Raw genomic sequence first — 13,977 nt, forward strand, 5'->3', positions numbered from 1 at the left:
ACGCATGTATTCCGGTTGGCTGCTGGTTACCGTCTCGCTGCTCTACATTGCCGTACTGTTCGCCATCGCCTGGCGCGGCGATCGCCATGCGCGAAAGCATGGGGCTAGCCGCCGCCGGCCGATCATCTATATCCTTGCGCTGGCGATCTACTGCACCTCGTGGAGCTTTTACGGGGCGGTCGGCCAGGCCGCCACGGCCGGCTGGTCCTTTGCCAGCATCTATGTGGGGCCGATCCTGACCTTCCTGCTGTTCTGGCCCGTACTGGCCAAGATGATCCGGGTGGCGAAGCGCCAGAACATTACCTCCATCGCCGATTTCATCGCCTCGCGCTACGGCAAGACCCAGTCGCTGGCCGCCTTCGCCAGCCTGGTCGCTCTGATCGGCACCCTGCCCTACATCGCCCTGCAGCTGAAGGCGGTCGCCACTTCCTTTGCGGTGCTCACCGACGCCACGGACATCACCCACACCCCGCTGTTTGCCGACACAGCCTTCTATGTGGCACTGGTCATGGCGGCCTTCGCCATTCTGTTCGGCACCCGGCACACCGATGCGACGGAGCACCACGAGGGGCTGATTCACGCAGTCGCCTTCGAGTCGCTGGTAAAGCTGCTTGCCTTCCTGCTCCTCGGAGCCTACGTCACCTGGGGGATGTTCAACGGCCTCGGCGACCTGATGAGCCGGGCCGATAGCCAGCTTGAACTGCAGCGCCAGCTGGCCGACCAGAATTTCGGTCAGAGCTTCTGGGCCCAGACGCTGCTGGCCATGCTGGCGGTCTTCTGCCTGCCGCGTCAGTTCCATGTCGCCGTGGTGGAGAACACCCACCCGGACGATGCGGCCAAGGCGCGCTGGCTCTTCCCGCTTTATCTGATCGCCTTCGCCTTCTTCATCCTGCCCATCGCCGCGGCCGGCCTGGCCCTGTTCCCCGACGGCTCGGTCGAGCCCGATACCTTCGTGCTGGCCCTGCCCATGGCAGCGGGGAACGACTGGCTGACGCTGCTGACCTACATCGGTGGCTTCTCGGCGGCCACCGGCATGGTCATCGTGGCTACGGTGGCGGTGTCGATCATGATCTCCAACGAGATTGTCATCCCGCTGCTGTTCCGCCTGCGCTGGCTGGATACGCGGCCGCGCGACTATGGCAGGTTGGTGCTGCAGGCGCGGCGCATCACCATCGTGTTTATCCTGGCGCTGGCCTACGGCTTCTATCACCTGATCGGCGAATTCAGCTCGCTGGCAGCGATCGGCATGCTCTCCTTTGCCGCTGCCGCCCAGTTCGCGCCGGCCCTGCTGGGCGGCCTGTACTGGAAACGCGGCAATCGCCTGGGGGTGATCGTCGGCATGAACGCCGGCTTCCTGATCTGGGCCTACAGCCTGCTGATGCCGGCGATGATCCAGGGCGGCGTGTTACCCGCCCACTGGCTGGCCGGCGGCCCTTCGGCATCGCCTGGCTGACTCCCACCTCGCTGTTCGGCCTCAACTTCGGCGATACCTTCACTCACGGCGTGATGCTCTCGCTGGGGGTCAACCTGTTCTGCTACATCTTCATTTCGCAGGTCACTTCCCAGCGTGTCGTGGAGAGAATCCAGGCCTCGCTGTTCGTCGACAGCGTCGAGACCCGTCAGACCTCGATCAACCGCCCCTGGACCGGCGCCACCACGGTGGGTGATCTCAAGGTGCTGTGCGAACGCTTCCTCGGCGCCAACCAGGTTCAGCGGGCCTTTGATGACTATGCCCGACGCACCAGCAAGCCCCTGGAAGACGGCAACCGCGCCTCCATCGACGTGATCCAGTTCACCGAGCGCTTCCTCGCCTCGGTGCTCGGCGCCTCGTCGGCGCGCATCGTGGTCAACTCGGCGCTGCAGGGGCGCGGGATCGGCATCTCCGACGTGATATCCATCGTCGACGAAGCCTCGCAGGTGCTGGAGTTCAACCGCGCCCTGCTGCAGGCCACCATCGAGAACATCAACCAGGGCATCAGCGTGGTCGACCAGAACATGCGCCTGGTGGTGTGGAACCAGCGCTACCTCGAGCTGTTCCGCTTCCCGGATCATCTGATCCGGGTCGGGGCGCCCATCGACAAGATCTTCCGCTACAACGCCCATAACGGCGAATACGGCCCCGGCGACCCCGAGGAGCACGTTCAGCTGCTGATCGACAATATCCGCGACGGCCAGCCCCACCGCTACGTGCGCTACCGACAGGACGGCAGCGTGCTGGAGGTGCAGGGCAACCCCATGCCGGGCGGCGGCTTCGTCTACACCTACCAGGACATCACCCAGCAGAAGCGCATCGAGGAAGCGCTGATTCGCTCCGAGAACAATATCCGCATCTACACCGACAACGTGCCGGCCCTGATCGCCTACTTCGACAAGGAGTGCCGCTACCTCTTCACCAACCGTGCCTACGAGCAGGCGTTCGGCATCGACCGCAACGAGGTGATCGGCAAGCATGTCAACTCGGTGATCGGCGGGGACCTGGCCCTGGAGCGCGAACCCTGGATTCGTCGCGCCCTGGCCGGCGAACGGGTCAGCTTCGAAGTGTCGATGCACAGCGAAGAAGGGCTGCGCTACATGCTGGTGACCTATACTCCCCACTTCGGCGACAGCGGCGCCATCCTCGGCTTCTTCTCTCTGTATCAGGACATCACCGAGCGACGCCTGGCGGAGATCGCGCTCAAGGAGACCAACGAGACCCTGGAAGTGCGCGTACGCGAGCGCACCCTGGCTCTCTCCGAGGCCAACGCCGCGCTGCGCCAGGAGAATCGCGTGCGCGCGGAGGCCGAGCAAGCCCTGCGCCAGGCCAAGCAGCTCGCCGAGGACGCCAACGCCTCCAAGACCCGCTTCCTGGCCGCGGCCAGCCACGACCTGCTGCAACCGCTCAACGCGGCCCGCCTATTCACCTCTGCACTGTCGCAGGATGTGACCGATGACACCATGAAGCGCACCATCGGCCATATCGACAACTCATTGCAGGCCGCCGAGGAGCTGCTGGGCACCCTGCTTGACATTTCCAAGCTCGATGCCGGGGCGCTGACACCGCGGCGCAACCACTTCCCCCTCACCGACATTCTCAAGCCGCTGTACGCCGAGTTTGCCGTCATGGCCGATGACCGCGGCCTCGATCTCGCCATGGTGCCCACTCGTCAGTGGGTCGACAGCGATCCCCAGATGCTGCGGCGAATCATTCAGAACTTCCTCTCTAACGCCATTCGCTACACCCAGGAGGGACGCGTGCTGCTCGGCTGCCGCCGTCACGGCCAGCGCCTGTCGATCGAGGTTTGGGACAGCGGACCAGGGATACCCGAATCGAAGCAGACCGAGATCTTCCAGGAGTTTCGCCGCCTGGATCAGGCGTCGCGGCACAAGGAGAGCGAGAAGGGGCTGGGGCTGGGGCTGTCGATCGCCGATCGCATGAGCCGGGTGCTCGACCATCCGATTCGGGTACGCTCGTGGGAGGGCATCGGCACGGTGTTCTCGGTCACGGTGCCCATCGTGGCCGCTCGCCCCCATCAGGAAGAGCAGGAGCAGGCCCCGCGACGCGCCGGCAACAAGCTCGCCGGCACCCACATCCTGTGCATCGACAATGAAACGCTCATCCTGGAAGGCATGAAGGCGATGCTATCGGGCTGGGGCTGCGTAGTGTTCACCGCCACCACCATCGGTGGCGCCAAGTCGATCCTGCGTAATCTCGATGGCGAGCCCGACGCGATACTGGCCGATTACCACCTCGACAATGAGATCACCGGACTGATGGCGCTGGAGGCGATCAGCGAACGGCTGCAGGGCGCCGTACCAGGCATCGTGATCACCGCGGATCGTACCGAGGAGGTGGCCGAGGAGATCCGTCGCAGCGGCTACCACCTGCTGCAGAAGCCGGTGCGCCCCGCCGCCCTGCGCGCGCTGCTGACAAGGACCCTGCAGGCCAGCCGGGCCAACCGCCTGGAAGAGTGAAAGCCGCGAGTAGGCCTGCGAGTGATCCGTTATGGCGCCGCTCAGCGCATCGGCCCGGCAGATGCCGGGCCGATGCGTAGGTGAGAATCGCCGGGGAGGATCAGGAGTCGACCTTGGGCGGCTCGACCTCGAGCTTCTGAGCGGCAATCACGGCCTGGGTGCGCGAATGCACCCCGAGCTTGCGCAAGATCGCCGTGACATGCGCCTTGATCGTGGCTTCCGAAACGTTGAGCTCGTAAGCGATCTGCTTATTGAGCAGCCCCTCGGTCAACATATTGAGCACGCGGAACTGCTGCGGCGTGAGCGAGGCGATCGCTTCGGCAAAACGCGTCTCCTCTTCGTTGGAGTCACCCATCACATCGGCGAGCTCCTTGGGCAGCCACACTTCACCGTCGAGGATCTCGCCCACGGCCTCGGCGATCAGCGCCAGCGAAGAGGATTTGGGGATGAAGCCCGAAGCACCATAGTCGATGGCCCGACGCACCACGTGCGGCTCGTCGCTGCCTGATACTACCGCCACCGGAATATCGGGGGTCTGCCCACGGAGTTGAATCAGCCCGGAAAAGCCGTGCGCACCCGGCATATGCAGATCCAGCAGGATCAAGTCCGCATCGGGGTGGCGTGTGACCACTTCGCTGGTCGCCGCCATGGTGTCGGCTTCCACGATCTCAGCCTGGGGCGCCAGCTGGCGCAGCGCCTGGGTCAAGGCTGCTCGGAACAGCGGATGATCATCGGCAACGATGAATTTCTGGGCAAAGGCCATGGATTCTCCTCCGGTTCCTTGCGCAGCGGGCCTGAGCCGCCACACTGGGCTGATCTTGTGATACCGCATGTTACCCCATGCAGGAAGGCTTTCCCAAGCCTATCCCGGCCGTTGTCGACAATGCCATGGGGCCAGCTCTCTCTTACTGACCTGGGTCAGAAATCGCATCCGGAGCAAGCGACCGCCTCTGAACTGCACGGTTGTTGCCAAGCGTAGCGTGAACTTTCCCACCGCCCCATCCCTTTTTCCTGATTTTCCTACCCACCCTCATAGCGACACCTTTCTTTTCACACGGAAACAGCTTAGTTCTTGCTGCAATTTCTTCTCATTACCTACTTTGAAGTCAACGGCGAAACCAGTCGCGCCGGAATGCCGATAAAAGGAAGTACGGATTGCACCGGAACACCGTGTTCCGTTTGCAGCACCAACCTGAAGGAGTCAGTCATGGCGCAGCGCAATCAGAACCCCGGCAACTTTGCCAACGACCCCAAGAAAGCGGCAGAAGCAGGCCGCAAGGGCGGCCAGAACAGCGGTGGAAACTTCGCCAACGACCCGGAGAAAGCCTCCGAGGCAGGGCGCAAGGGCGGCCAGAACAGCGGTGGAAATTTCGCCAACGACACGCAAAAGGCATCGTCGGCTGGCCAGAAAGGCGGAAAGAACAGCGGTGGCAATTTCGCCAACGACCGCCAGAAAGCTGCCGAAGCCGGCCGCAAGGGTGGCAAAAGCCAAGGGCATTGATCCCTGGGGCTGCTGGATGTCACTCCAGCAGCCTTAGTCGTGAAGCCCGACTGGTTGCTGGGTGATTAGGGCTTCATTCCCCCTTATACCGCGCCTTATCATGTCCCCGAGTGGCCAAGACAGGGATGTCATGGCGTAACGAAGAGCGAAGGAGTTATCGATGTTCCATCATTCCTCGAAGCTGCAATATCCGGTCAAGGTGGACAAGCCCGACCCACAGTTCGCCATGCTGCTGCAGCAGGCCATCGGCGGCGTGGAGGAGAAATTCGCGTGGCCATGCAGTATTTTTTCCAGGCCATGGGCGCCCGTGGCGACGACCGTATTCGCGACCTGCTGCTGTCGACGGCCACCGAAGAACTTTCGCACATCGAGATGCTGGGCCACGCCGTGGCACTCAACTTGGAAGGCGCTCCGGTCTCGTATCAGGAGGAATCGGCCAAGGACCCGGTGATCCGCGCCATTCTCGGCGGCACCAACCCGCGCCACCTGCTTTCGTCGGGCCTGTCGGCCATGCCGGTCAATGCCAACGGCGTGCCGTTCGACATGAGCCATATCTACGCTACCGGCAACGTGGCAGCCGACATGTTGGCCAACGTGACCGCCGAGGCTGGTGGCCGAGTGCTGGCGACACGGCTCTACAACTGGACCGACGACCACGGCATGAAGGACTTTCTCGCCTTCCTCATTGCACGCGACACCATGCATCAGCAGCAGTGGCTGGCCGTGATCGAGGAGATGGGCGGCCTGCAGGCCCAGCTTCCGATACCCAACTCCACCCCTGAAGCCCATGAAGCGACCGAACACTCCTACTACTACCTCAACACCCTGCTGGACAAGGAAGCACCGCAGGGCCGCTGGGGCCAGGGGCCCTCGTTCGACGGCCGCGGCGAGTTCTCGGTCAGAAACCAGCCGGCACCGGAAGGCCAGGAGCCCAAGCTAGGCCCGGCCAAGCCCCACTCCGGGGCTCAGGAAGAGCAGATCAACCCGCCGAAGTGACACCCGGCAGGATCATGCACATCACGCAAGGAGGTAACCTATGGGCACCGAACCGCAGGCACCCAAGCATCTGGAAGACTGGCTGCGCGATGCACATGCCATGGAAAAGCAGGCAGAGCAGATGCTGGAGACGCATGCCAAGCGCCTCGAGCACTATCCGCAGCTGCAGGCGCGCATTGAACAGCACCTGACCGAGACCCGCGGCCAGACCGAGCGGATCGAGCAATGCCTGTCGCTGCTCGGCACCGATGTCTCTACCTTCAAGGACCTGGGCGCCCAAATGAGCGCCTTTGGCCAAGCCATGGGGGCCATGATGTCTGGCGACGAAGTGATGAAGGCTGGCCTGGCCCATTACGCCTTCGAGCACTTCGAAATTGCCAGCTACAAGGCGCTGATCCAGGCCGCCGAAACCGTCGGCAAGTCCGAGATTGCGAGGATCTGCCAGGAAATTCTCAAAGAGGAGGAAGCCATGGCGCAGTGGCTCGGCGACCACCTTGACGATACCACTCGCCAGTTCCTGGCACGCTCAGAAGATGGCGATCTTCGCGCCAAGACTTGAACCCGTTTCCCCTATTATCCATGCCCCTCCTTGCCCGGGATTCCACCCGGGCCTTTTATTAGCTCCGCTCTGCTCCGGTTTGCCACTGCATCGAACCGCAATCAAACGCTCGCCAACAGGGCGCCCCGCTGCACAAAGCGGAAAAAAGCCGCAGACTCAGTGAGCCTGCGGCCGTGGTGCCATCTAGCGCGATTGCGCTACATGTGGTCGCGCGGGATCACCTTTTCCCAGTTCTTAGAGAAGACGCGGTAGTCGTCCTCGTAGGCGTCCAGCTGGGCATGGATATGGAAGTCGGTCTCAGTGCAACTGAGCACGGTGCGGGTGTAGATCTCCACATTCCAGTCGTCGCGCTTGAAGGAGCGCTCGGTGTAGGTCTCGCCCCGCGCCGAGGAGAAGTCGTCGTTGGCGGTGCTGTACCACTCTCGCGTGCTGCGCCGTACCTCGGTGCCGATATCCTCAATGCGAAAATGCCCCTGGTCGTTGATCACTTCCAGGGTCGATTCCTTGGTCGCCAGGTTGCGGTACAACAGCCAGTTATGCTCACTCGCTTCGAAGGTCGTCACCTCCAGTGGCGGCGCTTCCTGCGGCTCGTCGAACTCGGGCAGGCGGGCATCTTCCTGCCCCGCCGTACGCACGGGCAGGATCAGGGCGCTGCTGTCGGGATAGATATCCACCTGGGCCGGCTCGGGCGGCAGCCAGGCCAGCGGCCAGTAGGAAGTGGAGACCGAAACACGCAGCTGGTGCCCGACGGGGAATCGCTGGGCGATACCATTCATGGGAATACGCACCCGGTAGCGCTGGTGCGGCACCAGCGGCTCGGGGTTGGCATCGCCGTCACGGTGGGAAAGGTTCAGCAGGCCGTAGGTTACGCGGGTCGCCTTGCCATCCGGCGCCACGTCGGACAGGCGCACCGCCAGCATGGCCTGCGGCTTGTGGCTGGAAATCTCAAGCTCCAGCTCCGGCATGCCGAAGATATCGAGCGGCTCGACCAGTTCGCGGCTGCTGAAGATCAGCGAGCCGCCGTCCTCTTCGCGCTGATCACCGGGCAGGTCGGGCGTGGCGGCATATGAGCACCACTTGCCTGCGGCCATGCCGACGCTGAGTGGCGACTGAAGCGCCAGCACGCTCTCCTGGCCCTGGCGCTGGTGGGCGCCGCCATGCCCCTCCCCCAGCGCAATGGTATAGGGGCCCAGCGCATGGCGCCGCTCGGTGATGTTGGACGACGGCCAGCCGGACTCACCGATCCAGCGCCCCGGCCGCTCCTCGTAGGAGGTATCGGGCGGCACGCTGTCCTGCTGCCAGGCGCGCAGCATCGGCTCGGCCATGATCCCGGTCTCCTTGCCCTTCAGCCAGTAGTCCCACCAGCGCAGCGCCTCCTGCAGAAAGCCGATGGCAGGCCCCGGCAGCCCCTGGTGGGGATATTTGTGCCCCCAGGGCCGATCAGCCCCTTGCGCGGCACCTCGAGATGCTGCATCAACCGCAGCACGGTATTGGTGAAGCCATCGGCCCAGCCGCCGATGGCATAAACGGGGCACTGGACCGCCGAGTAGTACTCGCACACCGAACTGGTCGTCCAATAGGCGTTGCGTCGCTGGTTCTCCAGCCACGGTTCGAGCCATAGGCCGCTGTTCTCCATCCGGTCGAACCACATGTCGCGCCAGCGGTCGCCGACGATCTGCGGGTCGGGCGGCAAGGTATTGAAGGCGAACATGACGGTGGCCTCGGAGAGGTTGTCGCCCAGCAGGCAGCCGCCCATGTAGTGCATGTTGTCTGCGTAGAGATCGTCGCTCGAGCAGAGGCTGATGATCGCCTTCAATGCAGGTGGCTGCTTGGCCGCTACCTGCAGGCTGTTGAAGCCACCCCAGGAGATACCGAACATTCCCACCTTGCCATCGCACCACGCCTGCTCCGCCAGCCAAGCAATGGCGTCCACCGCATCTTCCTGCTCTTGCTGGGTGTACTCATCGGTGAGCACGCCGTCGGAATCGCCGCTGCCGCGCATGTCCACGCGTATGCAGACATAGCCATGCCCAGCAAGATAGGCGTGGTTGGCATTGTCACGGGCCCGGGTGATATCCCGCTTGCGATAGGGGATGTATTCCAGAATTGCCGGCATCGGCGTGTGCTCGGCCTCCTCCGGCAGCCAGATCCGCGCGGCCAGCTGCGCCCCGTCGCGCATCGGGATGAAGACGTTTTCGATCTCGCGAACCTTGTAGGGAAACGAATCCACGATGCTCACGGCTCCTCCTCCTGGGTTCATCCGATGGGTTCGATCTCGAACTGGAGCGCCTCCAGGCACGCCTTATAGCGCTGCTCAATCTCCTCGTGATCCTCGCCCGCCACATAGAGCGTTCCCAGGCGATAGCTGAAGCTGTCCTGGTGCATGAGATCGCCCAGGCGCATGCCGGGCTCCACGTCGAGCCGCACCTTGGTGCCGGGAAAACGCTCGCAGATCGCCTGGACCTCCGCCTCGCTCGGCACTCGCTTGACGATTCCGTCACGATGCTCGTAGGGGATGTAGCACTTGGCCGCCACGGCCGCGATGCCCTGGCGATTGGCCATCGAGGGACGCTCGCCAAAGGCGATGTCGACCGCCACCTCATGGTTCGACATGCCATCGACCATAATGAAGATCTCGCTGTGGGACTGGGAGATCCGGGTGTTGAATTCGATCAGCCAGAGCTTGTCGGTCGCCTCGTCCCACATGAATTCAGCGTTGAAGCAGCCGTTGTCGTAGCCGATATGCTCAAGGAAACGCCGCGACACATCGATCATTTGGCGATGCACGCGCTCGGGCAGGTTGCTCGGGTACTCCAGGCGGTCGTAGGGGATGTCCTTGCTGACCGAGTTGGGCTGGGCAATGATGCCATGCACATTGAATTCACCATGGAAGACCGTGCCCTCCGGGGCGCCCTGCGCACCGGAAACGATCTGTTCGGCAATACAGGAGTTGCCGTCCATCTGCCGGATTTCCGGCGGCAGCTCGACGTGCCGAAGCGCTTCGTTAAAGGGATCGCCCAGCTGGCGGATACCTTCACGGATCTCCTTGATGGCCTCGTTGAACTGCGCCTCGTTTTCGATCTTGAAACCCAGGTGGGACGAGAACGCCTTGACCGGCTTGATCCAGAACGGGTAATCCAGGGTCACTTGGGCGAGGGGGTCGTCGGCAAAGGGGTCGACGGCACAGAATTCGGGCACTACTTCCGGAATGACCTTCTGCTGCTCCAGGCGGCTCCAATACTTGTGCTCGCACTTGAGCACGCTTTCGACCGAAGGAGCCGGAATGCCTCGTTCCTGGCACAGGATGGGCACCATCACGCTGGTGGGAAAATCCCATTGAGCCACGATGGCATCCACCGAGCCGTCGAAAGCGTCGAGCTTGCGGCGCGCCTCGTCGAGCAGCGCATCGAATGAGAAGCTGGGGGCTTCCACGGCATCTTTGACCGACAGCAGGCTGTGAACTTCGAACTCCTCTGAGTGGCGCAGGGTCTTCAGCTCTTCCCGCTGCTGCGCCTCAAGCGCCACGACAAAGATATTACGCTTCATCCGTCATTCTCCTTGACAGTATCGATAGGGGCGCTCAGGCCCCCGCTCTTCCCTATGCCCCACTCAAGATATGCAGGGCCCAACGAAGGTTCCATGGACAGGACGATTCTTTACGCATTCAAACCCGCACGAAACAAAGCCGTAGCACACCTCCGGCCCTGGTTTGACAGCGGCACAGGTCTGGCTACGTTGAACAAGTGACGCCGCAGGCCGGCGCCAGTTGCCGGCTGGATGACTACAGGAGGTAACGTCATGAATGCACTCGAGCTGCTCAAGGAAGACCACGACAAGGTGCGCGATCTGCTGGAACAGCTGGTCAACACCACGGAGCGGGCCGAAAAGAAACGGCCCGAGCTGCTGGCGAAAATCGAGAAGGAAATGAAGGTCCACACCCAGATCGAGGAAGAGATCTTCTACCCCGCCTTTAAGGAGGCAAGCGGCAAGGCCAACGACAAGATGTACTACGAAGCGCATGAGGAACATCGCGCCGTCGAGGACCTGGTGCTGCCCGACCTCAAGAAGGCCGACCCCGCCAGCACCCAGTTCTCGGGGCGGGCCAAGGTGCTCAAGGAGCTGATCGAGCATCACGCCGAGGAGGAAGAGGAGGAGATGTTCCCCCAGGCGCGCAAGACCATGTCGCAGCGCCAGCTCGAGGAACTCGGTGAGAAGATGCAGGCGCGCAAGAAGGAGCTCATGGCCGCCTAGGTCTGCACCGGTCTACCAGCGCCAAGGCAAGGACAGGGGCCTGGCAAATGCCGGGCCCCTGCGTTACGCCGCACTGGCGCAGCGGCAGGGGGCGACTAGGCTGAACGGTGGAGCCCTCGACTACGGGCTCGAACCAGCGGTCTGGACAGCGGCCAAGGATGCAGCCGATGGAACGACTCGAGGCGTACCGCCGCAAGCGCGACTTCACGCATACCCGGGAGCCCGCCGGCGACAGCGGCGGGGCTGCCGGCCCGGGCGATCGCTATGTGATGCACAAGCACGCGGCCAGCCACGATCACTTCGATCTGCGCCTGGAGCAGGACGGGGTGCTCAGGAGCTGGGCGCTGCCCAAGGGGCCGAGCCTCGCACCCGGCGAAAAGCGCCTGGCCGTGGAGGTCGAGGACCACCCGCTGGAGTACGGCGAGTTCGAAGGGGTGATCCCCGAAAAGGCCTACGGCGGCGGCAGCGTGATGCTGTGGGACCGCGGCCGCTGGAAGCTCAAGGGCAAACCCAGACAGGACCGGATCGACATCGAACTCGACGGCGAACGCCTCAAGGGCAGCTGGACCCTGGCCCGCATGAGCGGCAAGCGCCAGGACAAGCACGGACGCAACTGGCTGCTCATCAAGCGCCACGACGACAAGCCGCGCATGGACACCTCGCTAACCGCGGAGCTCGATGAAAGCATAGCCAGCGGCCGCAGCATGGCCGAGATCGCTGAGGATCGCGACAACACCTGGGGCACCGCCGAGGCCGGCAAGCGCAACGTACCCGCCCCCAGCCGCCTCGAAGGGGCGCGCAAGGCCAGGCTGCCCAGAGACGTAAAGCCGCAGCTGGCCACCCTGGCACGCGAAGTGCCGGCCAAGGGCGACTGGCTTTACGAGATCAAGCTCGACGGCTACCGCCTGCTGGCCCGCATCGAGCAGGGCGATGTAAGGCTGATCACCCGCAACGGCAAGGACTGGTCCCACCGCTTCCCCGAGATCGCCCGGGCGCTGGCACCGCTGCCAGTGACCTCGGCGCTGCTCGACGGCGAGGTGGTGGCCCTGGGCCAGGATGGCATCAGCCGCTTCGGCGAGCTGCAGGAGGCGCTCTCCAGCGGCCGCACGTCAGCCCTCGTCTACCAGCTCTTCGACCTGCCCTACCTCGAAGGCCATGACCTTTCCGGCGTCGCGCTGCGCGAGCGCAAACGCACCCTCGCCGCGCTGCTCGACGCCGCCGGTCTCCAGGCCGGCACCCTACGCTACTCCGATCATCTCGACCACCAGGGTGAAGCCTTTCACGAGCGCGCCTGCCAGATGGGACTCGAAGGCATCATCTGCAAGCGCGCCGACAGCCGCTACCAGCAGAAGCGCAGCCGCGACTGGCTCAAGGTGAAGTGCGTCAGCCACGAGGAGTTCGTGGTCGGCGGCTACACCGAGCCCAGCGGGTCGCGCAGCGGCTTCGGCTCGCTGCTGATGGGCGCCTACGGCAAGCAGGGGCTGGTCTATGCCGGGCGCGTGGGCACCGGTTTCAGCCATCGCCTGCTCGATCAGCTGAGCGCCACCCTGCAGGAGCGCGAAGTGAAGCGCTCGCCCTTCCATGGCAGCGTACCGGACAGCCGTGCGGTGCACTGGGTGCGCCCCGAGCTGGTGATCGAGGTGGAGTTCACCGAGCGCACCCGCGACGGTCGCCTGCGCCACCCGTCCTTCCGCGGCCTGCGCGAGGATCGCAACCCCGAGGAGATCCGCATGACCCCGACCAAGGAGCTGGCTGCCGACGACGCTGCGGAGCCGACCCCGCCAGCGGGCAAGCCCAGCGCACGCAGGCGCAAGGACGAGACCTCGCTGCTTGGCGTGCGTTTGACCAGCCCCGACCGGGTGCTGTTTCCCGAACAGGGGCTGACCAAGCTTGACCTGGCACGCTTCTATGCACAGATCCATGAGTGGGTGCTGCCCCGGCTGGCGCGCCGGCCGCTGTCGCTGGTGCGCTGCCCCCAGGGCCGCACCGACGAATGCTTCTTCCAGAAGCACCCGCGCCGCGCCATTCCTGCCGACGTGCCGCGCATCGACGTGCCCGAGAAGAAAGGCAGCGCCGAGTATGTCTACGTCGAGTCCGCCGCCGACCTGATCGGCCTGGTGCAGGCCGGTGCCCTGGAGATCCACCCCTGGGGCAGTTGCATCGACCACCTCGAGCAGCCCGACAGCCTGGTGTTCGACCTCGACCCGGATGAAGGCATGGCCTGGAAGGAGATCCTGCGCGTCGCCGGCACCCTGCGCGAGCGCCTCGAATCGCTGGGCCTCACGCCGTTCCTGCGTACCACCGGCGGCAAGGGCTGCACCTGGTGGTGCCGATCGAACCCAGCGCCGAGTGGGAGCAGGCCAAGGCCTTCGCCAAGGGCGTCGCCGAAGCCCACGCCAGGGACGATCCGCAGCGGCTCACCACCCACATGGCCAAGGCCAAGCGCGAGGGGCGCATCTTCATCGACTACCTGCGCAACGGGCGCGGCGCCACGGCGGTGGCTTCCTACACGGTGCGCGCCCGCGAGAGCGCCCCGGTTGCAGTGCCGATTCGCTGGGACGAACTCAACGCCGCCCTGCGCGCCGATCGCTACAACGTCCAGAATCTGCGCCGCCGGCTCTCCGCCCTGCGCCACGACCCCTGGGCGGATTTCGCCGAGGCGGCACGCCCGCTGGATGCCAAGTTGCTCAAGGCCATGGGCGTTAAGTGACGCTGGCCT

5 protein-coding genes and 4 pseudogenes are annotated in these 13,977 nt (G+C 64.1%); 6 read left to right on the forward strand and 3 right to left on the reverse strand.

Translation table 11 applies throughout. The features are described from left to right. Window positions 1-4: 4 nt before the first annotated feature. Window positions 5-3,951, forward strand: a pseudogene (locus ACUDAL_RS12665) (hybrid sensor histidine kinase/response regulator). 100 nt (window positions 3,952-4,051) lie between these two features. Here ACUDAL_RS12665 and ACUDAL_RS12670 read toward each other — a convergent pair. Next, window positions 4,052-4,714 (reverse strand): LuxR C-terminal-related transcriptional regulator, encoded by a 663-nt coding sequence (locus ACUDAL_RS12670; protein WP_444678368.1) that lies wholly within the window; start codon window positions 4,712-4,714, stop codon window positions 4,052-4,054. A gap of 309 nt (window positions 4,715-5,023) precedes the next feature. On the opposite strand from ACUDAL_RS12670, the gene ACUDAL_RS12675 reads away from it, so the two are divergent. The 3 genes and pseudogenes from ACUDAL_RS12675 (at window position 5,024) to ACUDAL_RS12685 (ending at window position 7,007) form a co-directional block, all read left to right on the forward strand. Then, window positions 5,024-5,452, forward strand: a complete 429-nt coding sequence (locus ACUDAL_RS12675; RefSeq protein WP_444678369.1) for a general stress protein — start codon at window positions 5,024-5,026, stop codon at window positions 5,450-5,452. A gap of 160 nt (window positions 5,453-5,612) precedes the next feature. After that, a pseudogene (locus ACUDAL_RS12680) lies at window positions 5,613-6,448 on the forward strand (manganese catalase family protein). Window positions 6,449-6,488: 40 nt separating this feature from the next. Then, on the forward strand, window positions 6,489-7,007 hold the full coding sequence (locus ACUDAL_RS12685; RefSeq protein ID WP_444678370.1) for a ferritin-like domain-containing protein: 519 nt from the start codon (window positions 6,489-6,491) through the stop codon (window positions 7,005-7,007). A gap of 197 nt (window positions 7,008-7,204) precedes the next feature. On the opposite strand, the pseudogene ACUDAL_RS12690 reads toward ACUDAL_RS12685, so the two are convergent. Both ACUDAL_RS12690 and ACUDAL_RS12695 read right to left on the reverse strand, forming a co-directional pair. Further along, window positions 7,205-9,246 (reverse strand): annotated as a pseudogene (locus tag ACUDAL_RS12690) (CocE/NonD family hydrolase). A gap of 17 nt (window positions 9,247-9,263) precedes the next feature. Continuing rightward, window positions 9,264-10,553 (reverse strand): ATP-grasp domain-containing protein, encoded by a 1,290-nt coding sequence (locus ACUDAL_RS12695; protein WP_444678371.1) that lies wholly within the window; start codon window positions 10,551-10,553, stop codon window positions 9,264-9,266. Window positions 10,554-10,805: 252 nt separating this feature from the next. Between ACUDAL_RS12695 and ACUDAL_RS12700 the strand changes: the two genes are divergently transcribed. Both ACUDAL_RS12700 and ligD read left to right on the forward strand, forming a co-directional pair. Beyond that, the gene (locus ACUDAL_RS12700) at window positions 10,806-11,258 is read left to right on the forward strand and encodes a hemerythrin domain-containing protein (RefSeq protein ID WP_444678372.1); all 453 of its coding nucleotides are present in this window, start codon (window positions 10,806-10,808) and stop codon (window positions 11,256-11,258) included. A 167-nt stretch (window positions 11,259-11,425) separates the two neighbouring features. Next, a pseudogene (ligD, locus tag ACUDAL_RS12705) lies at window positions 11,426-13,968 on the forward strand (DNA ligase D). Window positions 13,969-13,977: the final 9 nt, after the last annotated feature.

The sequence above is a fragment of the Halomonas sp. E19 genome, assembly GCF_052439355.1.
Classification (GTDB): Bacteria; Pseudomonadota; Gammaproteobacteria; order Pseudomonadales; family Halomonadaceae; genus Halomonas.